A 25,202-nucleotide genomic window follows, 5' to 3' on the forward strand; every position below is an offset into this window, starting at 1 on the left:
AACACGGCAGGGGCCTGCCGTGCCTATCACAAATTAACGGGTGCCGTAGACGACGATCGTTTTTCCATGCGCGGAGATGAGATTCTGATCTTCCAGCATTTTGAGAATACGTCCTACTGTTTCGCGGGAGCAGCCGACGATTTGGCCAATTTCCTGACGGGTAATTTTAATCTGCATTCCATCCGGGTGAGTCATAGCATCCGGCTGTCGTGCCAGGTTAAGTAGCGTCTGAGCGATACGGCCAGTCACGTCAAGGAAGGCCAGGTTGCCTACTTTTTCAGAAGTGACCTGCAGGCGCCGGGCCATCTGAGATGACAAGCGCATTAAAATTTCGGGATTGACCTGGATGAGCTGTCGAAATTTCTTGTATGAAATTTCCGCAACTTCACATGCCACTTTGGCACGTACCCAGGCGCTTCGTTCCTGACCTTCCTCAAATAATCCCAACTCTCCAATGAAATCGCCCTGATTCAGATAAGAGAGGATCATCTCCTTTCCTTCTTCATCTTTAATCAGAACTGCGACGGAGCCCTTCACAATGTAGTAAAGGGTTTCCGCTTTCTCACCCTGATGGATAAGTGTGCTCTTGGAGGGGTATTTGTGAATATGACAATGGGACAGGAACCATTCTAATGTAGGGTCTGTTTGTGGTTTACCAAGAACCATTCTCTTCTATCCTCTGTTGTAATCGTGCCGGAAACACAGGGGGTAAGCTCCTGTGGGGCGCTGAAATCATAGGGCATTTTCGGCTGGCATTCACGACAATCAGTCAGGCTCCTTTCTGACGATCCTGCTCGTTTAGCCATAGTTGTCATCGGGTAAAAAAACACTACCCTCTGTTTGTAGCACACCCTGACGAAACTGTCTCCTGTTGTCTTGTCTGACTTTTGTCATTTGGGGCAGATTGCTGTTTATACTCTGAAGGAGTAATCTGGCGGAAATTTTAACAATTGAGAGTGAGCATAATGCAGGCACGTGTGAAATGGGTCGAAGGACTGAACTTTATCGGGGAGTCTGCGTCCGGACACCAGGTTCTGATGGATGGAAACTCAGGCGATAAGGCACCCAGTCCGATGGAAATGGTCCTTATGGCAACCGGAAGTTGCAGTGCCATTGACGTGGTCTCTATTCTGCAGAAAGGCCGCCATGAGGTTGCTGATTGTGAGGTCAGGCTGACTTCTGAACGTCGTGAAGAAGCTCCTCGCTTGTTTACCCATATCAATCTGCATTTTATTGTCAGCGGCCATAATCTTTCGGATAACGTCGTTGAACGGGCAGTAACGCTATCTGCAGAAAAGTATTGTTCCGTATCTTTAATGTTGGGTAAAGGAGTGAACATTACCCATAGCTTTGAAGTGATTAATCGCTAACAAGGCGGTCACGGGTGCCAGTTAGCACCCGTGACCTTAGTTGAGGCAACGCTCTTCCATGAGCCGTTTGACCAGGGGAGTCATAATCAATTCCATGGCCAGCCCCATTTTCCCGCCAGGCACCACCAGTGTATTGATATGTGAAATAAACGAACCCTGGATCATGGCCAGTAAATAGGGAAAGTTAATTTCTTCCAGACCACGAAAATGGATCACGACAAAACTTTCATCCAGTGAAGGGATGGTTTTGGCGGCGAAAGGATTAGACGTATCGACAGTCGGTACCCGCTGGAAATTGATGTGGGTGCGTGAGAACTGTGGAGTGATGTAATTAATATAATCATCCATTGAGCGTACCACTGAATCCATCACTGCTTCTCTGGAGTGGCTTCGTTCACGCATATCCCTGACAAGTTTCTGAATCCATTCCAGGTTCACGATAGGCACTACGCCTACCATCAGGTCCACTTTATCGGCAACGTTATGCTGTTCAGTGACAATTCCACCGTGTAAACCTTCATAAAACAGCACGTCCGTATTGTCCGGCAGTGGCTGCCAGGGGGTAAATGTTCCGGGGACCTGTTTCCAGGGCACCGCTTCATCATAGGTGTGCAGATATTTTCGTGAACGGCCGGTACCCTGCAGGCCGTACTCGTTAAAGGTCTGTTCCAGCAATGAGAAGTCGTTCGCCTCGGGGCCGAAGTAACTGATATGTCGCCCTAAGTCACGGGCTTTGCGGATGGCAACATCCATTTCTGGTCTGCTGTAGCGGTGAAAGCTGTCACCTTCCAGCTCAGCGGCATGAATGTTGAGTTGCTGGAATATTTTACGGAAGGCAAGGCTGGTCGTTGTGGTACCGGCCCCGCTGGATCCGGTCACAGCAATAATAGGATGTCTGGCGGACATGAAAATTTGCTCCCTGGACCGATACGGCTGACAGCATTGTTAGCATGTCTGGCAGCGTGTGTCATCTGTCAGTAAGGAGAAGTTACTACTCAGCTCTGAAATCACTGGCAGGCATCAGAGTTACAGATTCATGTAATTCTGACCAAACGACGACAATTTTCCCTGCACTCAATTGCTGACGAATATCCGCTGTTTTCTCAGCCAGTGTACGCTCATATTCGCCATAATCGGTGCCTTCTCTGAGCACAAAGGACTCGATCAGGTTATCCAGGGTTTCAGGGGAGATTTGTTGCCAGGGAATGATCACGATTATTTATCCAGCCAGGTTGAAAGCCATTGCGGAATGCGTTGTTCAAGCCACATGACCGGACGAGTCAGAGATCCTCCGACAAAGCCAACGTGCCCACCATATGGGGACAACTGATAAGTGATGCTCGGCGACAGATGTTCCGGATTAGGTATCACATCCGGCACCATGAATGGATCATCCTCAGCGTGAATGATCAGCATTGGTTTTTCGACACCAGATAACAGAGGCATGCCACTCGCACGACGATAGTAGTCAGTAGCGTCTATGAAACCATGATTTTTTGACGTGATTTCATCATCAAACTCCCGCAACCGGTGAATCTTATTCAGTCTTTCGGCGGTGATATCCAGTAACCCTGGATAAGCTTTAAGTTTCCGGCGAACGTTCTTTTTCATCTGTGTCAGAAGGTAGAACTGGTAGAAGCGCGAAAACCCTTGTTCCAGCTTAAAGCTACAGGGCTCTAACATCAGCGGAGCGGAAACAATGACACCGGCGTCCAGCAGGCAGTCGTTGCCCTGTGAGCCCATCATGCAGGCCAGCATATTACCGCCCAGAGAAAAGCCGGTGGCGGCGGTCGGAACCTGCCCCATAGTCTGCCTCATCCAGCGTAAGAAATAGCTGGCATCGGCAAAATCTCCGGAGTGGTAATTCTGTTTCCGACGATTGGATTCACCGCTGCAACCCCGAAAATGCATTACCACACCGAGCCAGCCGCGTTTCTGAAATGAGGACAGTAATCCGTGCGCATAAGGACTGTTAACGCTTCCTTCAAGTCCATGAAAAATAACCGCCCGCGATTTATGCAGAGCATGTTGCGGGTTTTCGCTCCAGGCAAGATCAACAAAATCACCATCAGGTAATTCAAGCCTCTGCCAGTAGGGTTTTATCCGCACAATACGTCGCAGGATCCTTGGCAGAAGAGTCTGAATATGAGGGTTTTTCAACTGAGGAATAGGTGTAAATTCCTCCGCTGCGTTACGACAAATTTTCATACCGTCGGGTCTTGTCTGATCCATAACTCACTGTATAGTTTCAAAGGTTAATTTAATCCTGAGACAGGAATGGTGTCACGCATGGAAATGGGATTATTTCTCTCGTTACTTGGCTTTCTTTGGGTCGCGGCAATAACACCAGGCCCTAATAATATGTTACTTACCGCCTCCGGCGCCAATTTTGGTTTCATCCGGTCATTTCCGCTGATGCTTGGCATTATGCTGGGCATGCAGGTCATGTTGCTCATGGTGGCCTTTGGGATTGGTGGCCTTATTCTGGTCTATCCTGCTCTCCATTTATTGCTGAAAGTTGCTGGAAGCCTGTATTTACTCTGGCTGTCATGGAAAATAGGCAGTGCTCCTTATGAAGCACTGGATATCGATAATTCCGCAGTATCCGCAAAGGCAATGCCATTCTGGCAGGGGGGATTATTGCAGTTAATTAATCCCAAAGCATGGTTGATGTCATTGGGTGCGGTGGCAAGTTTTAGTCTCGCAGGTGTCAACTACCGTTCATCGGTGTTGGCCATCAGTTTCGCGATGTTTCTGGTTAATATCGTCGCCGGCGTGATCTGGCTCGGTTTTGGTACCTTTATCAGCCGTTGGCTAAAGAGCCGTCAGTCCTGGACAATTTTTAACATCGGTATGGGATTACTGACCGCATCCTGCGTCATCCTGATCTGGTTATAAATATCCTCTGCGCAGTCAGTCATCAGCTCCGTCATACTCTGTCCTGTCAGTTGCCAGGGCAGGTCATGGTATCGACATAACCTGCAACAAGGGCTCTGACAGCCGACTGTTAGCTCTTCTAAACCTGATGACATGTTCAGCGGGGCACAGAACTCATCGCTTCAAGTTGCTCCTGCATATCAAGCCATTCCATTTCACATTCTTCCAGAGCAGACTGACTTTCTGCCTGAACTTTCAGGGCTGCGGTTAAATCAGTTTTCCTCGATTGTTCATAGATATCGGGTTGGCTGAGTAATTGCTCATTTTCGCTGAGAGTTTTCTGCAGGGCCGACATCCGTTTTTCCAGCTGCTCGATTTTTTTACGTAAAGGCTGGGTTTGTGTCCGCAGCTCAGCTTCACGTCTTTTTTGATCTTTACGGGCCTGGGCGCTGTTTTCCTGGTCTGGTTTGGTGGACTCTCCGGCAACGCTGTTTTTCTGCTGAGTGGTGAGCCATTGCTGATAATCATCCAAATCGCCATCAAATACCGCGACATTTCCGGCATCTACCAGATAGAGTTCATCGGTGGTGGCACGAATCAGATGCCGATCGTGTGATACCACCACTAATGCGCCTTCGTAATCAATCAGCGCTTCGGTGAGTGCCTGACGCATGTCCAGATCGAGGTGGTTGGTCGGTTCGTCCAGCAGCAGCAAATTGGGTCGTTCCCAGACCACCAGAGCCAAAACCAGACGTGCCTTTTCTCCCCCGGAAAATCGTCCGGTGACTTCTTTGACTTTATCACCCTGAAACCCGAACCCACCGAGATAATCCCTGAGCTGTTGTTCTGTTTCCCGCGGGGCCTGGCGTTGTAAATGTTGCAAAGGAGATTCATCGGCCCGCAGATATTCCAGCTGATGCTGGGCGAAATAGCCAAGTTTTATCCCTTTTGCCAGCGTGACTTCGCCTTGCTGAGGGATTAAGTCTCCTGCCAGTAATTTAATTAACGTCGATTTTCCTGCGCCATTCCGCCCCAGTAAACCAATCCGCGATCCCGGGACCAGATTCAGTTTGATCGAGTTAAGAATCACTTTCTCGCCATACCCGGCTGTGACTTTTTCCATTTTCAGCAAAGGATTAGGTAAGCTTTCCGGCGGCAGAAACTGAAAGCTAAACGGGTTATCCACATGAGCAGGGGCAATCAGCTCCATCCGCTCCAGCATTTTTATCCGGCTCTGTGCCTGACGGGCTTTAGTCGCTTTGGCCCTGAAGCGGTCAATGTAGTGCTGAAGATGTTCAACTTTATCCTGCTGGCTTTGATAAAGGGCTTGTTGCTGAGCCAGTCGGGTGGCTCTCTGACGTTCAAAATCACTGTAGTTACCGGTGTATTCGAACAGATTTTCCTGCTCAATATGCAGAATTTTGTTCACTGTTGGATCCAGAAAATCCCTATCGTGGGAAATCAGGATTAATGTCCCGGTATAACTTTTAAGCCAGCGCTCAAGCCAGATGACAGCATCTAAATCGAGGTGGTTAGTGGGTTCATCGAGTAATAACAGATCGGAACGGCAAAGCAGCGCCTGAGCAAGATTAAGTCGCATCCGCCATCCACCGGAGAAGTCTTTGACCGGTGACTGTAATTGCTGCTGGCTAAATCCTAATCCATTCAACAGGCTGGCCGCACGGGACTGAATCGTCCAGGCCTGCACCGCATCCAGTTTGCCATGTAATAAGGCAATTTTATTGCCATCATTTTCTGCGTTAGCCAGAGCTAGTTCACGTTCCAGTTGGCGGTATTCTCTGTCACCGTCTATGACATATTCGATGGCTGGCTGATTCAATGCCGGCGTTTCCTGGTTCACCCAGGCTAACGCCCAGTTCCCGGGGAAGCTGACATTTCCGGCATCACTGGTCATCTCACCTTTCAACAAGGATAACAGGGTGGATTTACCGCAGCCATTTTTCCCCACCAGACCTACTTTCTGGCCCGGATTAATCGTAGCGGAAGCGTTTTCCAGCAGCACCCGGGTACCGCGTCGAATTTGTAGTGAAGAGAAGACAATCATAAGCGCCGTATCGTCAGAATATGTTAAATTATCAGCTAAAGGGAACCAGCGATTAAACCGGAAAGGTAGTTGTGTGCAGCATGGTAGCTGAAATAGTTATCCGTGACGATGATTTGGAGGAGAACAATGTCAACACAGCCCAAAATTCTGCTGCTGTACGCTCATCCTGAATCTCAGGAGTCGGTGGCAAACAGGATTTTATTAGATACTGCAAGGCAGCAGGACAATGTGACTGTGCATGATTTGTATGCCTTCTATCCTGATTTTTTTATCGATATTCACTACGAACAACAATTGCTACGTGAGCATGACATTATCGTGTTCCAGCACCCCTTATATACTTACAGTTGTCCCGCACTACTGAAAGAGTGGTTTGATCGCGTTTTATCGCGGGGATTTGCTACCGGAAACGGGGAGCATGCGCTGGCCGGGAAATACTGGCGCAGTGTTATCACCACAGGTGAACCGGAAACTGCTTATCATCAGCATGGTCTGAACCGCTATCCGATGACAGAAATTATGCGTCCTTTTGAACTCACCGCACAAACCTGTCGGATGCACTGGTTAACACCAATGATTATCTATTGTGCCAGACGCCAGAGTGCAAAAGCGATGAAAACATTCGCCAGTGCTTATGATGACTGGCTGTCCCAGCCATTACCTCAGGGGGTTATTTGATGGAAGGACCAGGCCTGTTAACAGCGGGGGTGATTTATCTGGGCGCAGCGGTGGTGGCCGTTCCTATTGCTGCGAGAATCGGGATTGGCGCAGTGCTGGGTTACCTGCTTGCGGGGATTGCTATTGGGCCATGGGGGGTAGGATTAATCAGTGATGTTGATGAGATTCTGCACTTTTCGGAACTGGGTGTTGTGTTTCTGATGTTTATTATTGGGCTGGAGCTTAACCCCAGTAAACTCTGGGAGCTTCGGCGTTCTATTTTTGGGGTCGGTGCCGCTCAGGTTATTTTTTCTGCGGCGATTCTGGGAGGGTTGCTCTGGCTGACCCATTTTTCCTGGCAGGCAGCATTAATTGGCGGTATTGGTCTGGCAATGTCTTCAACCGCGATGGCCCTGCAGCTGATGCGTGACAAAGGGATGAATCGCAGCGAAGCGGGGCAACTTGGCTTCTCTGTCTTGTTATTTCAGGATCTGGCGGTCATTCCCGCACTGGCACTAATTCCTCTGCTGGCTGGCGGCGATGGCCAACATCATACCGACTGGATTAAGGTTGGCATGAAAGTACTGGCATTTGCCGGTATGTTGGTGGGTGGTCGTTATCTGCTGCGCCCCATATTTCGTTTTATCGCGGCATCGGGTGTGCGGGAAGTTTTTACTGCCTCGGCCTTGTTGCTGGTGATTGGTTCAGCTGTATTCATGGATGCCCTGGGACTGTCGATGGCTCTGGGGACATTTATCGCGGGAATTTTGTTGGCAGAAAGTGAGTACCGGCATGAACTGGAAGTTGCTATAGAGCCTTTTAAAGGTTTACTGCTTGGCCTGTTCTTTATTTCGGTAGGTATGGCCCTGAATCTGGGCGTGTTATATACCCATATTGGTGAAATCGTTCTGGCGGTATTCGTGCTGGTTACGGTGAAAACCCTGGTGTTGTATGTGCTGGCCCGTATCTATGGTTTACGCAGCTCTGAACGTTTGCAGTTTGCCGGAGTACTGAGTCAGGGCGGTGAATTTGCCTTTGTCTTATTTTCGGCTGCAACGACTGCTCATCTGTTTTCAGGCGAACAGCTACCGCTGCTACTAGTGACTGTCACCTTATCAATGATGACAACGCCTTTACTGATGCAGGGGATTGATAAAATTCTGGTTCGCCGGTTCAATAAATCCGGCGATGAAACCAGTGAAAAACATTATGTCGAAGATGATCAACCGCAGGTGATTGTGGTGGGATTCGGACGTTTTGGACAGGTGATAGGCCGCCTGTTGATGGCAAATAATACCCGTATCACGGTACTTGAACGCGATATTAGCGCCGTCAGTCTGATGCGAAAATATGGCTACAAAGTCTACTATGGCGATGCCACAGAGCTCGAATTGTTGCGCGCTGCCGGGGCGGAAGGGGCCGAATCAATAGTGGTCACCTGCAATGATCCGGAAGATGCGATGACTATTGTTCAGCTTTGCCAGCACCATTTCCCGCATCTGAAAATTCTGGCGCGCGCCCGTGGGCGTGTGGAGGCTCACGAATTACTTCAGGCAGGTGTGACACAATTCAGTCGCGAAACCTTTTCCAGTGCACTGGAATTGGGTCGTAAGACTTTGATTAGCCTGGGGATGCATCCGCACCAGGCGATGCGGGCTCAGCTCCATTTTCGTCGTCTGGACATGCGAATGCTACGTGAGTTGATGCCTAACCACGACGATAACGGACAGATTTCGCGGGTCCGTGAGGCTCGTCGTGAGCTGGAAGATATATTCAACCGGGAAATGCAGCAGGAAAAACGACAGTTTGATGGCTGGGATGAGTTTGAATAACGAAGTAAAACCTGACCGGAGGGCGTTATCGCCCCCGTATTCATCACAGGCAGGGTGAGAGATGCGTAAACGTTTTATTGCCGGGGCCGTTTGCCCTGAGTGTCAGCAAAAAGATACTCTGGCGATGTGGCAGGAAAACAACATTGATGTCGTCGAATGTGTAAAATGCGGCCATCAGATGCGTGAGGCTGATAAAAAAGTGACCGAAAATATTCGGCATCATGAACAGATTATTGGCGTATTTACCCCCAAATAGTGCCGGTTTTATCTTTTTTTTGCACTGAAACTTACAGTGGGATTGAATTTCGCTACAATCAGCGCCATTAAGACCGGAGAGGAAAAGTAACCCGTTTTTCCGGTCAGGACCTTTCTGGTTGGTGTTATTGCAGGCAAGAATAAACCAATGAGACAGGATTTAAGTTCTCAACGGTTAGGAGATATCATGAAAGTAGCAAAAGACCTGGTAGTCAGTCTCGCCTATCAGGTACGTACAGAAGATGGCGTATTGGTTGATGAATCCCCGGCAAATGCGCCGCTGGAATATCTGCACGGTCATGGTTCCCTGATTTCTGGTCTGGAAAAAGCACTGGAAAATCATGAGCCAGGTGACAAGTTTGATGTGAATATTGCCGCTGACGATGCCTATGGTCAGTTCGACGACAATCTGGTTCAGCGTGTACCGAAAGATGTGTTTGTCGGTGTTGATGAACTGCAGGTAGGTATGCGTTTTCTGGCAGAAACTGATCAAGGGCCTGTGCCGGTAGAAATTACCGAAGTGGGTGATGATTATGTGGTGGTTGATGGAAACCATATGCTGGCCGGGCAAAACCTGAGCTTCAACGTAGAAGTGATGGCTATCCGTGAAGCGACGGCTGAAGAGCTGGCACATGGTCATGTGCATGGTGAGCATGGCCACGATCACGATCACGATCACGATCACGATCACGGTCAGGAAGGTTGTGGTACCGGCGGATGTGGCTGTCACCACTAATCAAGCCTGAGACAGCCGCTGCCATGCGGCTGTCTGTACTGCCCTCAGTAATGAGGTGGGGGCGTCTCTTCTGACTGAGGGGCGACTAATGACGGTGCGGCCGTTTTCACTTTCTCTGCCAGCATCCGGAATTGGTCCCGCATTTTTGCCATCTCAATTTCGTGTCTGACAACTATCTGATTTAGTTCTTCAATAGTCAGTTCCTGAAAAGCAATCTTGCTTTCAAGCGCTTCCAGACGTTGTTCCCATTCGGACGCTTGCATTCTTCTTCCTCACTATTTCTTTTGCGTGTCATGATGCTCGATCTACGGTGATTATTCGACCCCTGTAACAGTAATTCGTCTGTTTTTTGCTGTCATCGCACCCTCCGCCTTGAAATTCCCGACAATGACCCAATAATTTTTGAAACTTCCTGATGCAAAAAAGGTCGGAGGTTAACAGAGATTGATCGTGCTGACGGTGTGTTACACCGATATATACCGTTATAGTGTGGGTAATGAAAACACAATAATCACCGGAGTCTGATGCTTCGGTTGGGAGATATGGATGAAATCATTGTTTAAAGTCTCATTGTTAGCGACCACATTAGCCGTTGCGCTGAATGCTCCTGTGGTTATGGCTGCGGATACTGCTGCCAAAACAACTGAGCAGGCGCCTAAGACTAATGCTGCATTTAAAGACCAGAACCAACAGTCTGCTTATGCACTGGGTGCTTCACTGGGTCGCTACATGGACAATTCTCTGAAGGAACAAGAGAAGCTTGGTATCAAGCTGGATAAAAAACTCCTGATCGACGGTGTTCAGGATGCTTTCGCTGGTAAGAGCAAATTATCCGATGCTGACATTGAACAGACTCTGAAAGCATTTGAAGCTAAGGTGAAATCAGCAGCTCAGGCGAAAATGGAAAAGGATGCCAAAGAGAATGCTCAGAAAGGTGATGCTTTCGCCGCTAAGTTCGCTAAAGAAGCCGGCGTGAAGAAAACCGCCAGCGGACTGCTGTACAAAGTAGAGAAAGAAGGTACTGGTCCGGCTCCTGTTGATAGCGATACCGTTGTTGTTAACTACAAAGGCACCCTGATCGACGGAACAGAGTTTGATAATTCTTACAAACGTGGTGAGCCATTATCTTTCCGTCTGGATGGTGTTATCCCTGGCTGGACCGAAGGTCTGAAGCACCTGAAGAAAGGCGGTAAAATTAAGCTGGTTATTCCACCAGATCTGGCTTACGGACAGAACGGCGTTCCTGGTATTCCACCAAACTCAACCTTAGTGTTTGACGTTGAATTACTGGATATCAAGCCGGCACCAAAAGCTGATGATGCTGCTAAAGCGCCTGCCGCGGACACTTCTTCAGACGCTAAAAAAGCTCAGTAATGTTGTTCAACCGCCGCATCTCTGCGGCGGTTTCTTTCCCCTCCATGATAAAAGCGCTGGCTTAAGTAATCGACATTTGCCAGACTGATATTTCTGATGTTTCTATTTTTTTGAGTCTGCCCGGCAGTGCTTATGACAGGCTCCTGCTACGTAGGGTAATATCTGTAATGTCTAATCCATTTAATCCCGGCGATATTTCCGATTATGAGCTTCCGGAGCAACATCCGTTTGAACCGGCAGACTATGACATTCTCAAATCATATGAATCGGTTGTTGACGGACTGGCAATGCTGATTGGTTCTCATTGTGAAATTGTGCTGCACTCGTTAGATAACCTGAATTGCTCCGCTATCCGGATTGCTAACGGTGAGCATACAGGCAGACAAGTAGGTTCACCTATTACCGATCTGGCTCTGCGGATGTTGCATGACCTTCATGGTGAAAAAAGTAATGTTTCCCGCGCGTATTTTACCCGGGCGAAAAGTGGTGTGCTGATGAAGTCAGTGACGATTGCTATCCGCAATCATAGCCAACGGGTGATTGGTCTGCTGTGCATCAATATGAATCTGGATGTTCCATTTTCACAGATCATGTCAACTTTTATGCCGCCGGAATTACACCAGGTAGATTCCAGTGTTAACTTTGCCAGCTCAGTCGATGATCTTGTGGCTCAGACAATGGAATTTACCATCGAAGAAGTGACCAATGATCGTAATGTCTCTAATAATTCGAAGAACCGTCAGATTGTGTTGAATCTTTATGAGAAAGGCATTTTTGACATCAAGGACGCGATTAACCAGGTCGCAGATCGCCTGAACATCTCAAAACATACTGTCTACCTGTATATCCGTCAGTTTAAAAGTGGTGATTTCCAGGGGGGTGAACGCTAATGCGTTATTCACTGCTGGTGACCGGAGCACCCTATGGGACACAGCAATCGACCAGTGCATTATTATTTGCCAGAGCGCTTTTAACCACGGGGCATCAGCTGGACAGCGTATTTTTTTATCGGGAAGGTGTACTGAACGCGAATCAGCTGACAGCGCCAGCCAGCGATGAAACAGATATTGTTCGTGAATGGCAGAATCTGCAGCAGCAATATGGAATTGGGCTGCATATCTGTGTTGCTGCGGCACTGAGACGTGGAGTGACGGATGCTTCAGAAGCAAAACGTCTTCAGTTACCGGCAGACAACTTGCAGCCGGGTTTTACTATGAGCGGACTAGGCGCGTTTGCTGAAGCTGCTTCGGTCTGTGATCGTATGGTGCAATTCTGATGAACAGCGTCGCTTTTGTTTTTACCTCGGCTCCACACGGCACAAGTGCCGGCAGAGAAGGGCTGGATGCACTGCTGGCTACGGCAGCTATCAATGAGCGGTGCGGATTGTTCTTTATCAGTGATGGTGTATTACAGATCTTGCCAGGCCAGCAACCCGGAAAAATTTTGTCCCGCGATTATATTGCAACCTTTGGCGTGCTCCCTCTGTATGATGTTGAACAATGCTATCTGTCTGCCGAGTCTCTGTCTGCCCGGGGCATCCCGGCGAGGAGTGACTGGGTATTACCGGCACAGGTTGTCGCCATGGCCGAAATTCGACGACTGCTGGCTGATTACGACAAAATTATTACCTTCTGAGAATTGCACCGCAAATGCTACATACACTTATGCGTTCACCCTGGCAGACGGATATCCGGGGAATGATAATGCTGCTTAGCGCAGACGATGATCTTTTGCTGCTGCAGGATGGGGTTCTGGCGGCCGTTGAAGGGAACGAGTTGCTTCGGGCATTATTACAATCCCCCGCCACTCTTTATGTCTTACAGGAAGATGCTGCTGCCCGTGGGATAACCACTCAAATTTCAGTCGAAGTACAAAAAATAGGCTATAATGAGTTCGTTGAATTGACGGTCAGACATCAGCAACAGCTCGCCTGGTAGCACAGAAGTATTGGTTATTTCTTGACACCTTTTAGCCCGGGCCCTAAAATTCTGCGTCCTCGTAGAAATACGAGGCGATTTATTACGTGTTTACGAAGCAAAAGCTAAATCCAGGAGCTATTTAATGGCAACAGTTAACCAGCTGGTTCGCAAACCACGCGTACGCAAAGTTGCAAAAAGCAACGTGCCTGCGCTGGAAGCCTGCCCGCAAAAACGTGGTGTTTGTACTCGTGTATATACTACCACTCCTAAAAAACCGAACTCAGCATTGCGTAAAGTATGCCGTGTTCGCCTGACCAACGGTTTCGAAGTTACTTCGTACATCGGTGGTGAAGGCCATAACCTGCAGGAACACTCAGTGATCCTGATCCGTGGCGGTCGTGTAAAAGACCTGCCAGGTGTGCGTTACCACACCGTTCGCGGCGCACTTGACTGTTCAGGTGTTAAAGACCGTAAACAGGCTCGTTCTAAGTACGGTGTGAAGAAGCCAAAGGCTTAATGGACTCCGTTAAGTAAGGCCAAACGTTTTAATATAAATGTCAGAATAAACTCGTAGAGTTTTGGACAATCCTGAATTTTCAACGGAGAATTTCCATGCCACGTCGTCGTGTGATTGGTCAACGTAAAATCCTGCCAGATCCTAAGTTCGGATCTGAGTTGCTGGCCAAATTTGTAAATATTCTGATGGTAGACGGAAAAAAATCTACTGCAGAAGCTATCGTATACACTGCGCTTGAGACCCTGGCTCAGCGCTCTGGTAAAACTGAACTGGACGCTTTCGACATTGCTCTCGAAAACGTACGTCCTACAGTAGAAGTTAAATCCCGCCGCGTAGGTGGTTCTACTTATCAGGTACCAGTTGAAGTCCGTCCGGTCCGTCGTAATGCCCTGGCTATGCGTTGGATCGTTGAAGCTGCTCGTAAACGCGGTGATAAATCTATGGCTTTGCGCCTGGCGAACGAACTTTCTGATGCTGCAGAGAACAAAGGTACTGCAGTGAAGAAACGTGAAGACGTTCACCGTATGGCCGAAGCTAACAAGGCGTTCGCTCACTACCGTTGGTAATCACCACGGTGTAGTTGTTAACCCGGCGGACGCTCATGTAGCTAAGCCGCCGTGGTTTACTTACATAGAACGTCCGGAATTCAGAGGAATCAAATGGCTCGTACAACACCCATTGCTCGCTACCGTAACATCGGTATCAGTGCACACATCGACGCCGGTAAAACCACAACTACCGAGCGTATTCTGTTCTACACCGGTGTAAACCATAAAATCGGTGAAGTACACGATGGCGCTGCAACCATGGACTGGATGGCTCAGGAACAGGAACGTGGTATTACCATCACGTCTGCTGCGACGACTGCTTTCTGGTCTGGTATGGCGAAACAGTTTGAACCACATCGTATCAACATTATTGATACCCCGGGACACGTTGACTTTACTATCGAAGTAGAGCGTTCAATGCGTGTTCTGGATGGTGCAGTAATGGTTTACTGTGCGGTTGGCGGCGTTCAGCCTCAGTCTGAGACTGTATGGCGTCAGGCTAACAAATATAAAGTTCCACGCATCGCGTTCGTTAACAAAATGGACCGTATGGGTGCTAACTTCCTGAAAGTTGTTGGTCAGATTAAAAGCCGTCTGGGCGCTAACCCTGTTCCATTGCAGTTAGCAATCGGTGCAGAAGAAGGTTTCACCGGTGTTGTTGATCTGGTGAAAATGAAAGCGATCAACTGGAACGAAGAAGATGCAGGCGTAACTTTCGTTTACGAAGAGATCCCTGCTGAACTGACGGACCTGGCTGAAGAATGGCGCCAGAACCTGGTTGAAGCTGCAGCAGAAGCTTCCGAAGAGCTGATGGAGAAATACCTCGGCGGTGAAGAACTGACTGAAGAAGAGATCAAACAGGCTCTGCGTCAGCGCGTTCTGAACAATGAAATCATCCTGGTAACATGTGGTTCTGCATTTAAGAACAAAGGTGTTCAGGCGATGCTGGATGCAGTGGTTGAGTATCTGCCGTCACCAACAGACGTACCTGCTATTAAAGGTATGCTGGATGATGGTAAAGATACCCCTGCAGAGCGTCACGCAGATGACAGCGAACCGTTCTCTGCATTAGCCTTTAAAATCGCTAATGACCCGTTCGTTGGTAACCTGACGTTCTTCCGTGTGTACTCGGGTGTTGTTAACTCAGGTGACACCGTACTGAACTCAGTGAAATCTGCCCGTGAGCGTTTTGGCCGTATCGTTCAGATGCATGCTAACAAGCGTGAAGAGATCAGTGAAGTTCGCGCAGGCGACATTGCTGCGGCTATCGGTCTGAAAGATGTTATTACTGGTGATACTCTGTGTGATCCAAGCAATCCAATCATCCTGGAGCGTATGGAATTCCCTGAGCCAGTAATCTCTATCGCCGTTGAACCAAAAACCAAAGCTGACCAGGAAAAAATGGGTCTGGCTCTGGGCCGTCTGGCTAAAGAAGATCCATCTTTCCGTGTCTGGACTGATGAAGAATCTAACCAGACTATCATCGCTGGTATGGGTGAATTACACCTCGATATCATCGTTGACCGTATGAAGCGTGAATTCAACGTTGAAGCGAACGTGGGTAAACCACAGGTTGCTTACCGTGAAGCTATCCGCTCTAAAGTTACCGATATTGAAGGTAAACACGCCAAACAGTCTGGTGGTCGTGGTCAGTATGGTCATGTTGTTATTGACATGTACCCACTGGAACCAGGTTCTAACCCTGCGGGCTACGAGTTTGTTAACGATATCAAAGGTGGTGTAATCCCAACAGAATACATCCCTGCGGTAGACAAAGGTATCCAGGAGCAGTTGAAATCAGGCCCACTGGCTGGTTATCCGGTAGTAGACCTGGGTGTTCGTCTGCACTTTGGTTCATACCATGACGTTGACTCCTCTGAGCTGGCGTTTAAACTGGCTGCCTCTATCGCCTTTAAAGATGGCTTTAAGAAAGCAACTCCGGTTCTGCTTGAGCCAATCATGAAGGTTGAAGTTGAAACGCCTGAAGAGAACACTGGTGATGTCATCGGTGACCTGAGCAGACGTCGTGGTATGCTGAAAGGGCAGGAATCTAACGCTACTGGCGTTGAGATTCATGCAGAGGTACCACTGTCTGAGATGTTTGGTTACGCAACTCAGCTGCGTTCTCTGACCAAAGGTCGTGCTTCTTACTCCATGGAGTTCCTGAAGTATGATGATGCGCCGAACAACGTAGCGCAGGCCGTTATTGAAGCTCGTAGTAAATAAGACTACGGTTTAATTTTGAACAGATGCCTTCATCGGATGATGAAGGCATAACGTAAGGAATATCGCCATGGCGAAAGAGCAATTTCAACGTAACAAACCACACGTTAACGTCGGTACTATCGGCCACGTTGACCACGGTAAAACCACTCTGACTGCTGCAATCACTACCGTACTGGCTAAGACCTACGGCGGTGCTGCTCGTGCGTTCGACCAGATCGATAACGCGCCAGAAGAAAAAGCACGTGGTATTACCATCAATACTTCACACGTAGAATACGAAACCCCGACCCGTCACTATGCACACGTTGACTGCCCGGGCCACGCCGACTACGTTAAAAACATGATCACCGGTGCTGCACAGATGGACGGCGCTATCCTGGTTGTTGCTGCTACTGACGGCCCTATGCCTCAGACCCGTGAGCACATCCTGCTGGGCCGCCAGGTAGGCGTTCCTTACATCATCGTGTTCCTGAACAAATGTGACATGGTTGATGATGAAGAGCTGCTGGAGCTGGTAGAAATGGAAGTCCGTGACCTGCTGTCACAGTACGACTTCCCGGGCGACGACACTCCAATCGTTCGTGGTTCAGCGCTGAAAGCACTGGAAGGCGACGCAGAGTGGGAAGCTAAAGTTGTTGAGCTGGCTGGTTACCTGGATTCTTACATCCCTGAACCACAGCGTGCAATTGACCTGCCATTCCTGCTGCCAATCGAAGATGTATTCTCAATCTCCGGCCGTGGTACAGTAGTTACCGGTCGTGTAGAGCGCGGAATCATCAAAGTTGGTGAAGAAGTTGAAATCGTGGGTATCAAAGATACTGCGAAATCAACCTGTACCGGTGTTGAAATGTTCCGTAAACTGCTTGACCAGGGTCAGGCGGGTGAAAACGTTGGTGTTCTGCTGCGTGGTATCAAACGCGAAGAAATCGAACGTGGTCAGGTACTGGCCAAACCAGGTTCAATCAAGCCACACACCAAGTTCGAGTCAGAAGTTTATATTCTGTCTAAAGATGAAGGCGGCCGTCATACTCCGTTCTTCAAAGGCTACCGTCCACAGTTCTACTTCCGTACTACTGACGTGACCGGTACCATCGAACTGCCAGAAGGCGTAGAAATGGTAATGCCAGGCGACAACATCAAAATGGTTGTTACCCTGATCCACCCAATCGCAATGGATGACGGTCTGCGTTTCGCAATCCGTGAAGGTGGTCGTACCGTAGGTGCTGGTGTTGTTGCTAAAGTTATCGCTTAATTGTCGATAATTTACAACCAGCAGAAAAAGGGCGCTTCGGCGCCCTTTTTTATTTTTAAATATAAGCACCTCGGCAGCAATTGAAAATAGTTATTGTAATGCTAACAATTCTCATTTAAAATTGTGTATGAAATATGTACGATATTGAATCCAGGGTCACGATATGTATGTTTGTCTTTGCAATGCTGTGAGTGATAAGGCTATCCGTACTGCAGTTCGTCAACACCAGCCAACTTCATTTAAAGAATTGCAGCGTATCGTTCCTGTGGGTACTCAGTGTGGTAAATGTGTCCGTTCGGCCAGAGAAATATTAGAAAATGAACGGGAATCCATGGTTATCTTCCTCCAGTCTGCCTGATCCTCTGAGCTATAAGTAAATTGCCTGCCTGATAATTGTTGCTTTTTTGACTTCCCTCCACCGCCAACTACTCTGTTAGTAACTGGAAGCGGAGGATGTACTATGAAAGGCGATAAGAAAGTAATAATTCATTTAAATAAACTACTTGGAAATGAACTGGTTGCAATTAACCAGTATTTTTTGCATGCCCGAATGTTTAAGAACTGGGGTCTGATGAGACTCAATGATATTGAATATCATGAGTCCATTGATGAAATGAAACACGCCGATAAATATATCGAGCGTATTTTGTTTCTGGAAGGGTTACCAAATCTTCAGGACCTCGGAAAACTTCGTATCGGAGAGGATGTTGAAGAGATGCTGCGTTCAGACCTTACTCTCGAACTCGAGGGGGCTGCTGACCTGCGTGAAGCAATATCTCATGCCGATAAGGTTCATGATTATGTTACCCGTGATTTACTGATAGAAATCCTTGCCGACGAGGAACATCATATCGACTGGTTAGAAACGGAACTCGAATTGATAGGCAGAGTAGGGATCCAGAATTACATTCAGACACAAATCAAAGAGCAAGCGGATAGCTAATTAAATTGTTCAAAATAAAACATATCCATCCCGCGACTGACAGATAGCATCCAAACGGAAGCGGGATATTTTCCTGTAAGGTGACAAGAATTTTCCTTTGGCAGCATAAAACGGACAGGGCCAACACTGCAGCAATCACCACGACGGACGGTAACAGTTGCCATCCACACCATGCCCCGATACCCGCCAGCAATTTCATATCTCCCTGGCCAATACCTTCAGTTTTCCGCCAAAGACGATAAAGTGCATTGAGTAAAAACAGTGTAAGAAAGCCTAAGCAAACACCTTCAATACGTGCCCGGATATCAGTCAGTGGGAAGTATTCTCCAAGTAGCAGGCCAGACCACAACAAAGCAAATACCAGCTCATCCGGGAGCAGTAACAGACGCATATCAATGGTAGCGAGCAGAAAGAGTATTGAAGAGAACCATAGTACGGCAATAAGGGGTTTCGGATCAGGCTGAAGCCAGTAAAGCAGCAGGCACGCTGAACCATAACCAGATTCAGCCAGAAGCAGGTTTAGCGGCAATGGATGCCGGCAATAACGGCAGCGACCATTTAATAAAGCAAAACTTACCAGGGGCAACAGGTCATACCAACGTAAACGATGATGGCAGGTAAGGCAGTGGGAGGGGGGCTGACAGAGTGACCGCCAGCTGGCAAAAAATGAGCGGCGCGGACAGTAGCGTTCACTGGCCAGGCAAAGGAAGCTGCCAAACAGAGCACCTGAGACAAATATAATGAGTGACATAGGGATTACCCGAAAAATAGCGTCGGGGCAGTTTCTCAGATGAATTGTAGTATCCATAACCCGGAATGATGATTTTCCGGGGCGTGACGTATCTAACGACACCTTAAGCCGCGGATTACACTAAACGCCCGGAAATCATCGCATTTCTGTTGTACGAAAACGCATCAGCTCTTGCTATATGGTCAAATATACGTATAATGCGCGGGCTTGCTGAAATTAGCAGCGCGATTCGAGCAGAATCGCAGGTACGCGATTTGCGTCACCTGACAATACTCCCGATTGGGGAGTTATATGCTGAACGATTACACTCCCCCATCAATCGTAATGGGTGTGAGGAGTAATTATTTTTGTTTATAAAATGTTTGGAGCTCTGGTCTCATGCAGAACCAAAGAATCCGTATCCGTCTTAAAGCGTTTGATCATCGTCTGATCGATCAATCAACCGCGGAAATCGTTGAGACTGCCAAGCGCACTGGTGCGCAGGTTCGTGGTCCAATCCCGCTGCCGACTCGTAAAGAGCGCTTTACCGTTCTGATTTCTCCGCACGTTAACAAAGATGCGCGCGATCAGTACGAAATTCGCACTCACAAACGTCTGGTTGACATCGTTGAGCCAACTGAAAAGACCGTTGATGCTCTGATGCGTCTGGATCTGGCTGCCGGTGTTGATGTGCAGATCAGCCTGGGCTAATCAGGTTTCGAGCGATTAAGAGGTTGATACAATGATTGGATTAGTCGGTAAGAAAGTCGGAATGACTCGTATCTTCACTGAAGAAGGCGTTTCAATTCCAGTAACCGTAATCGAAGTTGAAGCAAACCGCGTTACTCAGGTCAAAGGCCTGGAAAGCGATGGTTACCAGGCTATTCAGGTCACCACCGGTGCTAAAAAAGCAAGCCGTGTTGGTAAGCCTGAAGCGGGTCATTTTGCTAAAGCTGGCGTTGAAGCTGGCCGTGGTCTGTGGGAATTCCGTACCGAAGGTGAAGAATTTACCGTGGGTCAGAGCATCAGTGTTGATATCTTCGCTGAAGTTAAAAAAGTAGACGTAACTGGCACCTCTAAAGGTAAAGGTTTCGCAGGTACCGTTAAGCGCTGGAACTTCCGTACCCAGGACGCGACACACGGTAACTCCTTGTCACACCGCGTACCGGGTTCTATCGGTCAGAACCAGACTCCGGGCAAAGTGTTCAAAGGCAAGAAAATGGCAGGTCAGCTGGGTAACGAACGTGTCACTGTTCAGAGCCTGGAAGTCGTTCGCGTTGATGCCGAGCGCAACCTGCTGCTGGTTAAAGGTGCAGTTCCCGGTGCTACCGGAAGCGACCTGATTGTTAAACCAGCTGTGAAGGCGTAAGGGGATAGCAATGGAATTAGTATTGAAAGACGCGCAGAGCGCGCTGACTGTTTCCGAAACTACCTTCGGTCGTGATTTCAACGAAGCGCTGGTTCACCAGGTTGTTGTTGCTTATGCAGCAGGCGCCCGTCAGGGTACCCGCGCGCAGAAAACTCGCGCAGAAGTCACTGGCTCTGGTAAAAAACCATGGCGCCAGAAAGGCACCGGCCGCGCTCGTTCAGGTTCTGTTAAGAGCCCAATCTGGCGTTCAGGTGGTGTAACTTTTGCTGCACGGCCTCAGGACCACAGTCAAAAAGTTAACAAAAAGATGTACCGCGGAGCGCTGAAAAGCATTCTGTCTGAACTGGTACGTCAGGAACGTTTGATCGTTGTTGAACAGTTCTCTGTAGAAGCGCCTAAAACTAAGCTGCTGGCTCAGAAACTGAAAGACATGGCTCTGGAAGATGTGCTGATCATCACCGGTGAACTGGATGAGAATCTGTTCCTGGCTGCGCGCAACCTGTTCAAGGTTGACGTACGTGATGCAGCGGGCATCGACCCAGTTAGCCTGATCGCCTTCGACAAAGTCGTTATGACTGCTGATGCAGTTAAGCAAGTTGAGGAGATGCTGGCATGATCCGTGAAGAACGTCTGCTGAAAGTCGTGCGTGCACCGCACGTATCTGAAAAAGCGTCTGCTGCGATGGAAAAAACCAATACCATCGTTCTCAAAGTTGCGAAAGATGCGACCAAAGCAGAGATCGTTGCTGCCGTAGAAAAGCTGTTCGAAGTTGAAGTTAAAGACGTAAATACCCTGGTTGTTAAAGGGAAATTTAAGCGTCACGGACAGCGTGTTGGTCGTCGTAGCGACTGGAAAAAAGCTTACGTCACCCTGAAAGAAGGCCAGAATCTGGACTTCGTCGGCGGCGCAGAGTAAGTCGGAGGAGAGAAACAATGGCAATTGTTAAATGTAAACCGACATCTCCGGGTCGTCGCCACGTAGTTAAAGTGGTGAACCCTGAGCTGCACAAGGGCAAACCTTTTGCTCCGCTGCTGGAAAAAAACAGCAAAAGCGGTGGTCGTAATAATAACGGTCGTATCACTACCCGTCATATTGGTGGTGGTCACAAGCAGGCTTACCGTATTGTTGACTTCAAACGCAACAAAGATGGTATCCCGGCTGTCGTTGAACGTCTTGAGTACGATCCGAACCGTTCTGCAAATATTGCACTGGTTCTGTACAAAGATGGTGAACGCCGTTATATCCTGGCACCAAAAGGTTTAAAAGCTGGCGACCAGATTCAGTCTGGCGTTGATGCTGCGATTAAAGCAGGTAACACCCTGCCAATGCGTAACATCCCAGTAGGTTCCACTGTACATAACGTAGAAATGAAACCAGGCAAAGGCGGTCAGATTGCTCGCTCTGCTGGTACTTACGTGCAGATCGTTGCGCGTGATGGTTCCTACGTAACCCTGCGTCTGCGTTCAGGTGAAATGCGTAAAGTCGAAGCTGACTGCCGCGCAACCCTGGGTGAAGTCGGTAACGCTGAGCATATGCTGCGCGTTCTGGGTAAAGCAGGTGCAACTCGCTGGCGTGGTGTTCGTCCTACCGTTCGTGGTACTGCGATGAACCCAGTCGATCACCCGCACGGTGGTGGTGAAGGTCGTAACTTTGGTAAGCACCCGGTCACTCCGTGGGGCGTACAGACCAAAGGTAAGAAGACCCGCAGCAACAAGCGTACTGATAAATTTATCGTACGTCGCCGTAGCAAATAATTTTAGAGGATAAACCATGCCACGTTCTCTCAAGAAAGGTCCTTTTATTGACCTGCACTTGCTGAAGAAGGTAGAGAAAGCGGTGGAAAGCGGTGACAAGAAGCCCCTGCGCACCTGGTCCCGTCGTTCAACGATCTTTCCTAACATGATCGGTTTGACCATCGCTGTCCATAATGGTCGTCAGCATGTACCTGTCTTTGTTTCCGACGAAATGGTTGGTCACAAGCTGGGTGAATTTGCGCCGACTCGTACTTATCGCGGTCACGCGGCTGATAAAAAAGCCAAGAAGAAATAAGGTAGGAGGAAGAGATGGAAACTATCGCTAAACATCGCCATGCTCGTTCTTCTGCTCAGAAGGTTCGCCTGGTTGCGGATCTTGTACGCGGTAAGAAAGTGTCGCAGGCTCTGGATATCCTGACTTATACCAATAAGAAAGCAGCCTTACTGGTTAAAAAAGTTTTGGAATCTGCCATTGCTAACGCCGAACACAACGATGGCGCTGACATCGACGATCTGAAAGTCGCGAAAATTTTCGTCGACGAAGGCCCTAGCATGAAGCGCATTATGCCGCGTGCTAAAGGTCGTGCAGATCGCATCCTGAAGCGCACCAGCCACATTACTGTGGTTGTGTCCGATCGCTGAGACTCTGGAGACTAGCAATGGGTCAGAAAGTACATCCTAATGGTATTCGTCTGGGTATTGTAAAACCCTGGAACTCTACCTGGTTCGCAAATACCAACGAATTCGCTGACAACCTGGACAGCGATTTTAAAGTACGTCAGTTCCTGAACAAAGAACTGGCAAAAGCGTCTGTATCTCGTATCGTTATCGAACGTCCGGCTAAAAGCATTCGTGTGACCATTCACACTGCTCGCCCTGGAATCGTTATCGGTAAGAAAGGTGAAGACGTAGAAAAACTGCGTAATGTCGTCGCGAAAATCGCCGGCGTACCTGCGCAAATCAATATCGCCGAAGTCCGTAAACCGGAACTGGACGCTAAATTAGTTGCTGACAGCATCACTTCACAGCTGGAACGTCGTGTTATGTTCCGTCGTGCTATGAAGCGTGCAGTACAGAACGCAATGCGTCTGGGCGCTAAAGGTATCAAAGTTGAAGTAAGCGGCCGTCTTGGCGGTGCTGAAATCGCGCGTACCGAATGGTACCGTGAAGGTCGTGTTCCGTTGCACACACTGCGTGCGGACATCGATTACAACACCTCAGAAGCGCACACCACTTATGGTGTAATCGGCGTTAAGGTATGGATCTTCAAAGGTGAGATTCTGGGTGGTATGGCTGCTGTTGAACAACCGGAAAAACCGGCTGCTCAACCTAAAAAGCAGCAGCGTAAAGGCCGTAAGTAAGGAGAGTCGCTGATGTTACAACCAAAGCGTACGAAATTCCGTAAAGTGCATAAAGGCCGTAACCGCGGTCTGGCTGCTGGAACGGATATTAGCTTCGGTACTTTCGGTCTGAAAGCTGTTGGCCGTGGTCGTCTGACTGCCCGTCAGATCGAAGCAGCACGTCGTGCTATGACCCGTGCAGTTAAGCGTCAAGGTAAAATTTGGATCCGTGTATTCCCGGACAAACCAATTACTGAGAAGCCGCTTGAAGTCCGTATGGGTAAAGGTAAGGGTAACGTAGAGTATTGGGTTGCCCTAATCCAGCCTGGTAAAGTCCTGTATGAAATGGACGGAGTATCAGAAGAGCTGGCCCGTGAGGCATTCAAGCTGGCAGCAGCAAAACTGCCTATCAAAACCACCTTTGTAACTAAGACGGTGATGTAATGAAAGCAACTGAGCTGCGTGAAAAAAGTGTTGAAGATTTGAACACTGAGCTGCTTAACCTGTTGCGTGAGCAGTTTAACCTGCGCATGCAAGCGGCATCCGGCCAGCTGCAGCAGACCCATCTGCTGAAGCAAGTTCGTCGTGATGTTGCACGCGTTAAGACTTTACTGACTGAGAAGGCGGGTGCGTAATGACCGATAAAATCCGTACTCTGCAAGGTCGTGTTGTTAGTGACAAAATGCAGAAATCTGCGGTTGTTGCTATCGAACGTTTTGTGAAACACCCGATTTACGGTAAATTCATTAAGCGTACGACTAAGCTGCACATCCATGATGAGAACAATGAATGTGGAACTGGCGACGTGGTAATTATTCGCGAATGCCGTCCACTGTCTAAGACTAAGTCCTGGACTCTTGTACGCGTTGTGGAAAAAGCGGTTCTGTAATAGAATCTCTTTTCTGTGAAAAAAATAGATGAACGGCTCGTCTGAGCCGTTCATTTTTTCTACCCATCTACGAGAACCGGTGTTATAATGCCGCGCCCTCGATAATGGGGCTTTTAAACGACCTGAAAGTTAGGTCCCGAAGTAGTAGTTGACATTAGCGGAGCACTAAAATGATCCAAGAACAGACTATGCTGAACGTCGCCGACAACTCCGGTGCGCGTCGCGTAATGTGTATCAAGGTTCTGGGTGGCTCGCACCGTCGCTACGCAGGCGTTGGCGACATTATTAAAGTTACCATTAAGGAAGCAATTCCTCGCGGTAAAGTTAAGAAAGGTGACGTCCTGAAGGCGGTAGTGGTGCGCACCAGGAAGGGTGTTCGTCGCCCTGACGGTTCTGTCATTCGCTTCGATGGTAATGCATGCGTTATTTTAAACAATAACAGCGAGCAACCCGTCGGAACGCGTATTTTTGGGCCGGTAACTCGTGAACTTCGTACTGAAAAGTTCATGAAAATTATCTCTCTGGCACCTGAAGTACTCTAAGGAGCGA

36 protein-coding genes are annotated in these 25,202 nt (G+C 48.6%); 29 read left to right on the top strand and 7 right to left on the bottom strand.

From position 1 onward, the window contains the following. Positions 1 to 33: 33 nt before the first annotated feature. Positions 34 to 666, bottom strand: a complete 633-nt coding sequence (crp, locus tag HA49_RS19645) for a cAMP-activated global transcriptional regulator CRP (RefSeq protein WP_038016546.1) — start codon at positions 664 to 666, stop codon at positions 34 to 36. 299 nt (positions 667 to 965) lie between these two features. Here crp and HA49_RS19650 point away from each other — a divergent pair, with 299 nt between their 5' ends. Further along, positions 966 to 1,370 (top strand): OsmC family protein, encoded by a 405-nt coding sequence (locus HA49_RS19650; protein WP_038016549.1) that lies wholly within the window; start codon positions 966 to 968, stop codon positions 1,368 to 1,370. Between the two features lie 36 nt (positions 1,371 to 1,406). On the opposite strand, the gene HA49_RS19655 is transcribed toward HA49_RS19650, so the two are convergent. The 3 genes from HA49_RS19655 to HA49_RS19665 form a co-directional block, all read right to left on the bottom strand. After that, positions 1,407 to 2,276: a phosphoribulokinase gene (locus HA49_RS19655; protein WP_038016550.1), complete on the bottom strand. Its 870-nt coding sequence runs from the start codon at positions 2,274 to 2,276 to the stop codon at positions 1,407 to 1,409. Between the two features lie 85 nt (positions 2,277 to 2,361). Continuing rightward, a complete protein-coding gene (locus HA49_RS19660) occupies positions 2,362 to 2,583 on the bottom strand; it encodes a YheU family protein (protein ID WP_038016553.1) in 222 nt (73 codons plus the stop codon). Between the two features lie 2 nt (positions 2,584 to 2,585). After that, positions 2,586 to 3,602, bottom strand: a complete 1,017-nt coding sequence (locus tag HA49_RS19665; protein WP_038016555.1) for a hydrolase — start codon at positions 3,600 to 3,602, stop codon at positions 2,586 to 2,588. A 57-nt stretch (positions 3,603 to 3,659) separates the two neighbouring features. Here HA49_RS19665 and HA49_RS19670 point away from each other — a divergent pair, with 57 nt between their 5' ends. Then, a complete protein-coding gene (locus tag HA49_RS19670) occupies positions 3,660 to 4,268 on the top strand; it encodes a LysE family translocator (protein WP_038016557.1) in 609 nt (202 codons plus the stop codon). A 136-nt stretch (positions 4,269 to 4,404) separates the two neighbouring features. On the opposite strand, the gene HA49_RS19675 is transcribed toward HA49_RS19670, so the two are convergent. After that, entirely contained in the window at positions 4,405 to 6,312 is a 1,908-nt protein-coding gene (locus HA49_RS19675) for an ABC transporter ATP-binding protein (RefSeq protein WP_038016559.1), read from the bottom strand. Positions 6,313 to 6,438: 126 nt separating this feature from the next. Between HA49_RS19675 and kefG the strand changes: the two genes are divergently transcribed. From kefG to slyD, 4 genes are all read left to right on the top strand, one after another. Beyond that, on the top strand, positions 6,439 to 6,990 hold the full coding sequence (kefG, locus tag HA49_RS19680) for a glutathione-regulated potassium-efflux system ancillary protein KefG (protein WP_038016561.1): 552 nt from the start codon (positions 6,439 to 6,441) through the stop codon (positions 6,988 to 6,990). Beyond that, the gene (gene kefB / locus HA49_RS19685) at positions 6,990 to 8,801 is read left to right on the top strand and encodes a glutathione-regulated potassium-efflux system protein KefB (protein WP_038016563.1); all 1,812 of its coding nucleotides are present in this window, start codon (positions 6,990 to 6,992) and stop codon (positions 8,799 to 8,801) included. The genes kefG and kefB overlap by 1 nt, the downstream gene beginning before the upstream one ends. Before the next feature lie 61 nt (positions 8,802 to 8,862). Further along, a complete protein-coding gene (locus HA49_RS19690) occupies positions 8,863 to 9,057 on the top strand; it encodes a YheV family putative zinc ribbon protein (RefSeq protein ID WP_038016564.1) in 195 nt (64 codons plus the stop codon). A gap of 186 nt (positions 9,058 to 9,243) precedes the next feature. After that, positions 9,244 to 9,792, top strand: coding sequence for a peptidylprolyl isomerase (gene slyD / locus HA49_RS19695; RefSeq protein WP_038016566.1), 549 nt, complete (start codon positions 9,244 to 9,246; stop codon positions 9,790 to 9,792). Positions 9,793 to 9,836: 44 nt separating this feature from the next. Here slyD and HA49_RS19700 read toward each other — a convergent pair whose 3' ends face one another. Next, positions 9,837 to 10,055: a SlyX family protein gene (locus HA49_RS19700; RefSeq protein WP_038016568.1), complete on the bottom strand. Its 219-nt coding sequence runs from the start codon at positions 10,053 to 10,055 to the stop codon at positions 9,837 to 9,839. 283 nt (positions 10,056 to 10,338) lie between these two features. Here HA49_RS19700 and fkpA point away from each other — a divergent pair, with 283 nt between their 5' ends. From fkpA to bfr, 11 genes are all read left to right on the top strand, one after another. Next, on the top strand, positions 10,339 to 11,166 hold the full coding sequence (gene fkpA / locus HA49_RS19705) for an FKBP-type peptidyl-prolyl cis-trans isomerase (protein ID WP_038016570.1): 828 nt from the start codon (positions 10,339 to 10,341) through the stop codon (positions 11,164 to 11,166). Between the two features lie 167 nt (positions 11,167 to 11,333). Continuing rightward, entirely contained in the window at positions 11,334 to 12,056 is a 723-nt protein-coding gene (locus HA49_RS19710) for a helix-turn-helix transcriptional regulator (protein ID WP_038016572.1), read from the top strand. Then, a complete protein-coding gene (tusD, locus tag HA49_RS19715; protein ID WP_038016574.1) occupies positions 12,056 to 12,442 on the top strand; it encodes a sulfurtransferase complex subunit TusD in 387 nt (128 codons plus the stop codon). The genes HA49_RS19710 and tusD overlap by 1 nt, the downstream gene beginning before the upstream one ends. Continuing rightward, positions 12,442 to 12,801 carry a sulfurtransferase complex subunit TusC gene (tusC, locus tag HA49_RS19720; RefSeq protein ID WP_038016576.1) on the top strand — a complete coding sequence of 120 codons (360 nt, stop codon included), beginning with the start codon at positions 12,442 to 12,444 and terminating at the stop codon, positions 12,799 to 12,801. Before tusD ends, tusC begins: the two co-directional genes overlap by 1 nt. A 14-nt stretch (positions 12,802 to 12,815) precedes the next feature. Beyond that, the gene (gene tusB, locus HA49_RS19725; RefSeq protein ID WP_038016578.1) at positions 12,816 to 13,103 is read left to right on the top strand and encodes a sulfurtransferase complex subunit TusB; all 288 of its coding nucleotides are present in this window, start codon (positions 12,816 to 12,818) and stop codon (positions 13,101 to 13,103) included. A gap of 124 nt (positions 13,104 to 13,227) precedes the next feature. Beyond that, complete coding sequence (gene rpsL / locus HA49_RS19730; protein ID WP_003852912.1) at positions 13,228 to 13,602, top strand: 30S ribosomal protein S12; 375 nt, start codon at positions 13,228 to 13,230, stop codon at positions 13,600 to 13,602. A 95-nt stretch (positions 13,603 to 13,697) separates the two neighbouring features. Then, positions 13,698 to 14,168 (top strand): 30S ribosomal protein S7, encoded by a 471-nt coding sequence (rpsG, locus tag HA49_RS19735; RefSeq protein ID WP_038016579.1) that lies wholly within the window; start codon positions 13,698 to 13,700, stop codon positions 14,166 to 14,168. 93 nt (positions 14,169 to 14,261) lie between these two features. Next, on the top strand, positions 14,262 to 16,376 hold the full coding sequence (gene fusA, locus HA49_RS19740) for an elongation factor G (RefSeq protein ID WP_038016581.1): 2,115 nt from the start codon (positions 14,262 to 14,264) through the stop codon (positions 16,374 to 16,376). Between the two features lie 67 nt (positions 16,377 to 16,443). Further along, complete coding sequence (gene tuf, locus HA49_RS19745) at positions 16,444 to 17,628, top strand: elongation factor Tu (protein WP_038016585.1); 1,185 nt, start codon at positions 16,444 to 16,446, stop codon at positions 17,626 to 17,628. 163 nt (positions 17,629 to 17,791) lie between these two features. Then, entirely contained in the window at positions 17,792 to 17,986 is a 195-nt protein-coding gene (gene bfd / locus HA49_RS21075; RefSeq protein ID WP_072055970.1) for a bacterioferritin-associated ferredoxin, read from the top strand. A 102-nt stretch (positions 17,987 to 18,088) separates the two neighbouring features. Continuing rightward, positions 18,089 to 18,571: a bacterioferritin gene (gene bfr / locus HA49_RS19750; RefSeq protein WP_038016587.1), complete on the top strand. Its 483-nt coding sequence runs from the start codon at positions 18,089 to 18,091 to the stop codon at positions 18,569 to 18,571. On the opposite strand, the gene HA49_RS19755 is transcribed toward bfr, so the two are convergent. Then, positions 18,549 to 19,322 (bottom strand): prepilin peptidase, encoded by a 774-nt coding sequence (locus HA49_RS19755; RefSeq protein WP_038016733.1) that lies wholly within the window; start codon positions 19,320 to 19,322, stop codon positions 18,549 to 18,551. The two genes, bfr and HA49_RS19755, sit on opposite strands and share 23 nt — an antisense overlap. 378 nt (positions 19,323 to 19,700) lie before the next feature. On the opposite strand from HA49_RS19755, the gene rpsJ reads away from it, so the two are divergent. The 12 genes from rpsJ (at position 19,701) to rplN (ending at position 25,195) form a co-directional block, all read left to right on the top strand. Further along, positions 19,701 to 20,012, top strand: coding sequence for a 30S ribosomal protein S10 (gene rpsJ, locus HA49_RS19760; protein ID WP_001181005.1), 312 nt, complete (start codon positions 19,701 to 19,703; stop codon positions 20,010 to 20,012). Between the two features lie 31 nt (positions 20,013 to 20,043). Then, the gene (gene rplC / locus HA49_RS19765; RefSeq protein ID WP_038016589.1) at positions 20,044 to 20,670 is read left to right on the top strand and encodes a 50S ribosomal protein L3; all 627 of its coding nucleotides are present in this window, start codon (positions 20,044 to 20,046) and stop codon (positions 20,668 to 20,670) included. 10 nt (positions 20,671 to 20,680) lie between these two features. Further along, entirely contained in the window at positions 20,681 to 21,286 is a 606-nt protein-coding gene (rplD, locus tag HA49_RS19770) for a 50S ribosomal protein L4 (RefSeq protein ID WP_038016591.1), read from the top strand. Next, positions 21,283 to 21,585 (top strand): 50S ribosomal protein L23, encoded by a 303-nt coding sequence (gene rplW, locus HA49_RS19775; protein WP_038016593.1) that lies wholly within the window; start codon positions 21,283 to 21,285, stop codon positions 21,583 to 21,585. The genes rplD and rplW overlap by 4 nt, the downstream gene beginning before the upstream one ends. 17 nt (positions 21,586 to 21,602) lie before the next feature. Then, positions 21,603 to 22,424 (top strand): 50S ribosomal protein L2, encoded by an 822-nt coding sequence (gene rplB, locus HA49_RS19780; RefSeq protein ID WP_038016594.1) that lies wholly within the window; start codon positions 21,603 to 21,605, stop codon positions 22,422 to 22,424. 16 nt (positions 22,425 to 22,440) lie between these two features. After that, positions 22,441 to 22,719, top strand: coding sequence for a 30S ribosomal protein S19 (gene rpsS / locus HA49_RS19785; protein ID WP_001138115.1), 279 nt, complete (start codon positions 22,441 to 22,443; stop codon positions 22,717 to 22,719). A 14-nt stretch (positions 22,720 to 22,733) separates the two neighbouring features. After that, the gene (gene rplV, locus HA49_RS19790; protein WP_038016596.1) at positions 22,734 to 23,066 is read left to right on the top strand and encodes a 50S ribosomal protein L22; all 333 of its coding nucleotides are present in this window, start codon (positions 22,734 to 22,736) and stop codon (positions 23,064 to 23,066) included. A gap of 17 nt (positions 23,067 to 23,083) precedes the next feature. Then, positions 23,084 to 23,785, top strand: coding sequence for a 30S ribosomal protein S3 (gene rpsC, locus HA49_RS19795; protein WP_038016598.1), 702 nt, complete (start codon positions 23,084 to 23,086; stop codon positions 23,783 to 23,785). A gap of 12 nt (positions 23,786 to 23,797) precedes the next feature. Beyond that, positions 23,798 to 24,208 (top strand): 50S ribosomal protein L16, encoded by a 411-nt coding sequence (rplP, locus tag HA49_RS19800; protein ID WP_025902045.1) that lies wholly within the window; start codon positions 23,798 to 23,800, stop codon positions 24,206 to 24,208. Further along, entirely contained in the window at positions 24,208 to 24,399 is a 192-nt protein-coding gene (gene rpmC / locus HA49_RS19805) for a 50S ribosomal protein L29 (RefSeq protein WP_038016599.1), read from the top strand. The genes rplP and rpmC overlap by 1 nt, the downstream gene beginning before the upstream one ends. Further along, positions 24,399 to 24,653 carry a 30S ribosomal protein S17 gene (rpsQ, locus tag HA49_RS19810; RefSeq protein ID WP_038016601.1) on the top strand — a complete coding sequence of 85 codons (255 nt, stop codon included), beginning with the start codon at positions 24,399 to 24,401 and terminating at the stop codon, positions 24,651 to 24,653. The genes rpmC and rpsQ overlap by 1 nt, the downstream gene beginning before the upstream one ends. 170 nt (positions 24,654 to 24,823) lie before the next feature. Further along, complete coding sequence (gene rplN / locus HA49_RS19815; RefSeq protein ID WP_025902042.1) at positions 24,824 to 25,195, top strand: 50S ribosomal protein L14; 372 nt, start codon at positions 24,824 to 24,826, stop codon at positions 25,193 to 25,195. Positions 25,196 to 25,202: the final 7 nt, after the last annotated feature.

This window comes from Tatumella morbirosei (assembly GCF_000757425.2).
In the GTDB taxonomy this organism is placed as follows: domain Bacteria; phylum Pseudomonadota; class Gammaproteobacteria; order Enterobacterales; family Enterobacteriaceae; genus Tatumella; species Tatumella morbirosei.

Bases quoted from the DNA above. Each gene is read 5' to 3' on its own strand.
- kefG (WP_038016561.1), top strand. From the start codon at position 6,439: ATGTCAACACAGCCCAAAATTCTGCTGCTGTACGCTCATCCTGAATCT.
- HA49_RS19710 (WP_038016572.1), top strand. From the start codon at position 11,334: ATGTCTAATCCATTTAATCCCGGCGATATTTCCGATTATGAGCTTCCG.
- HA49_RS19755 (WP_038016733.1), bottom strand. From the start codon at position 19,322: ATGTCACTCATTATATTTGTCTCAGGTGCTCTGTTTGGCAGCTTCCTT.
- rpsJ (WP_001181005.1), top strand. From the start codon at position 19,701: ATGCAGAACCAAAGAATCCGTATCCGTCTTAAAGCGTTTGATCATCGT.
- tusB (WP_038016578.1), top strand. From the start codon at position 12,816: ATGCTACATACACTTATGCGTTCACCCTGGCAGACGGATATCCGGGGA.
- rpsL (WP_003852912.1), top strand. From the start codon at position 13,228: ATGGCAACAGTTAACCAGCTGGTTCGCAAACCACGCGTACGCAAAGTT.
- HA49_RS19675 (WP_038016559.1), bottom strand. From the start codon at position 6,312: ATGATTGTCTTCTCTTCACTACAAATTCGACGCGGTACCCGGGTGCTG.
- HA49_RS19665 (WP_038016555.1), bottom strand. From the start codon at position 3,602: ATGGATCAGACAAGACCCGACGGTATGAAAATTTGTCGTAACGCAGCG.
- fkpA (WP_038016570.1), top strand. From the start codon at position 10,339: ATGAAATCATTGTTTAAAGTCTCATTGTTAGCGACCACATTAGCCGTT.
- rplD (WP_038016591.1), top strand. From the start codon at position 20,681: ATGGAATTAGTATTGAAAGACGCGCAGAGCGCGCTGACTGTTTCCGAA.
- kefB (WP_038016563.1), top strand. From the start codon at position 6,990: ATGGAAGGACCAGGCCTGTTAACAGCGGGGGTGATTTATCTGGGCGCA.
- rplP (WP_025902045.1), top strand. From the start codon at position 23,798: ATGTTACAACCAAAGCGTACGAAATTCCGTAAAGTGCATAAAGGCCGT.
- rpsC (WP_038016598.1), top strand. From the start codon at position 23,084: ATGGGTCAGAAAGTACATCCTAATGGTATTCGTCTGGGTATTGTAAAA.
- HA49_RS19690 (WP_038016564.1), top strand. From the start codon at position 8,863: ATGCGTAAACGTTTTATTGCCGGGGCCGTTTGCCCTGAGTGTCAGCAA.
- rplB (WP_038016594.1), top strand. From the start codon at position 21,603: ATGGCAATTGTTAAATGTAAACCGACATCTCCGGGTCGTCGCCACGTA.
- crp (WP_038016546.1), bottom strand. From the start codon at position 666: ATGGTTCTTGGTAAACCACAAACAGACCCTACATTAGAATGGTTCCTG.
- rplW (WP_038016593.1), top strand. From the start codon at position 21,283: ATGATCCGTGAAGAACGTCTGCTGAAAGTCGTGCGTGCACCGCACGTA.
- rplV (WP_038016596.1), top strand. From the start codon at position 22,734: ATGGAAACTATCGCTAAACATCGCCATGCTCGTTCTTCTGCTCAGAAG.
- tusC (WP_038016576.1), top strand. From the start codon at position 12,442: ATGAACAGCGTCGCTTTTGTTTTTACCTCGGCTCCACACGGCACAAGT.
- rpmC (WP_038016599.1), top strand. From the start codon at position 24,208: ATGAAAGCAACTGAGCTGCGTGAAAAAAGTGTTGAAGATTTGAACACT.
- rpsQ (WP_038016601.1), top strand. From the start codon at position 24,399: ATGACCGATAAAATCCGTACTCTGCAAGGTCGTGTTGTTAGTGACAAA.
- rpsG (WP_038016579.1), top strand. From the start codon at position 13,698: ATGCCACGTCGTCGTGTGATTGGTCAACGTAAAATCCTGCCAGATCCT.
- HA49_RS19655 (WP_038016550.1), bottom strand. From the start codon at position 2,276: ATGTCCGCCAGACATCCTATTATTGCTGTGACCGGATCCAGCGGGGCC.
- rplC (WP_038016589.1), top strand. From the start codon at position 20,044: ATGATTGGATTAGTCGGTAAGAAAGTCGGAATGACTCGTATCTTCACT.
- fusA (WP_038016581.1), top strand. From the start codon at position 14,262: ATGGCTCGTACAACACCCATTGCTCGCTACCGTAACATCGGTATCAGT.
- bfr (WP_038016587.1), top strand. From the start codon at position 18,089: ATGAAAGGCGATAAGAAAGTAATAATTCATTTAAATAAACTACTTGGA.
- HA49_RS19650 (WP_038016549.1), top strand. From the start codon at position 966: ATGCAGGCACGTGTGAAATGGGTCGAAGGACTGAACTTTATCGGGGAG.
- tuf (WP_038016585.1), top strand. From the start codon at position 16,444: ATGGCGAAAGAGCAATTTCAACGTAACAAACCACACGTTAACGTCGGT.
- rpsS (WP_001138115.1), top strand. From the start codon at position 22,441: ATGCCACGTTCTCTCAAGAAAGGTCCTTTTATTGACCTGCACTTGCTG.
- HA49_RS19670 (WP_038016557.1), top strand. From the start codon at position 3,660: ATGGAAATGGGATTATTTCTCTCGTTACTTGGCTTTCTTTGGGTCGCG.
- tusD (WP_038016574.1), top strand. From the start codon at position 12,056: ATGCGTTATTCACTGCTGGTGACCGGAGCACCCTATGGGACACAGCAA.
- bfd (WP_072055970.1), top strand. From the start codon at position 17,792: ATGTATGTTTGTCTTTGCAATGCTGTGAGTGATAAGGCTATCCGTACT.
- HA49_RS19700 (WP_038016568.1), bottom strand. From the start codon at position 10,055: ATGCAAGCGTCCGAATGGGAACAACGTCTGGAAGCGCTTGAAAGCAAG.
- slyD (WP_038016566.1), top strand. From the start codon at position 9,244: ATGAAAGTAGCAAAAGACCTGGTAGTCAGTCTCGCCTATCAGGTACGT.
- rplN (WP_025902042.1), top strand. From the start codon at position 24,824: ATGATCCAAGAACAGACTATGCTGAACGTCGCCGACAACTCCGGTGCG.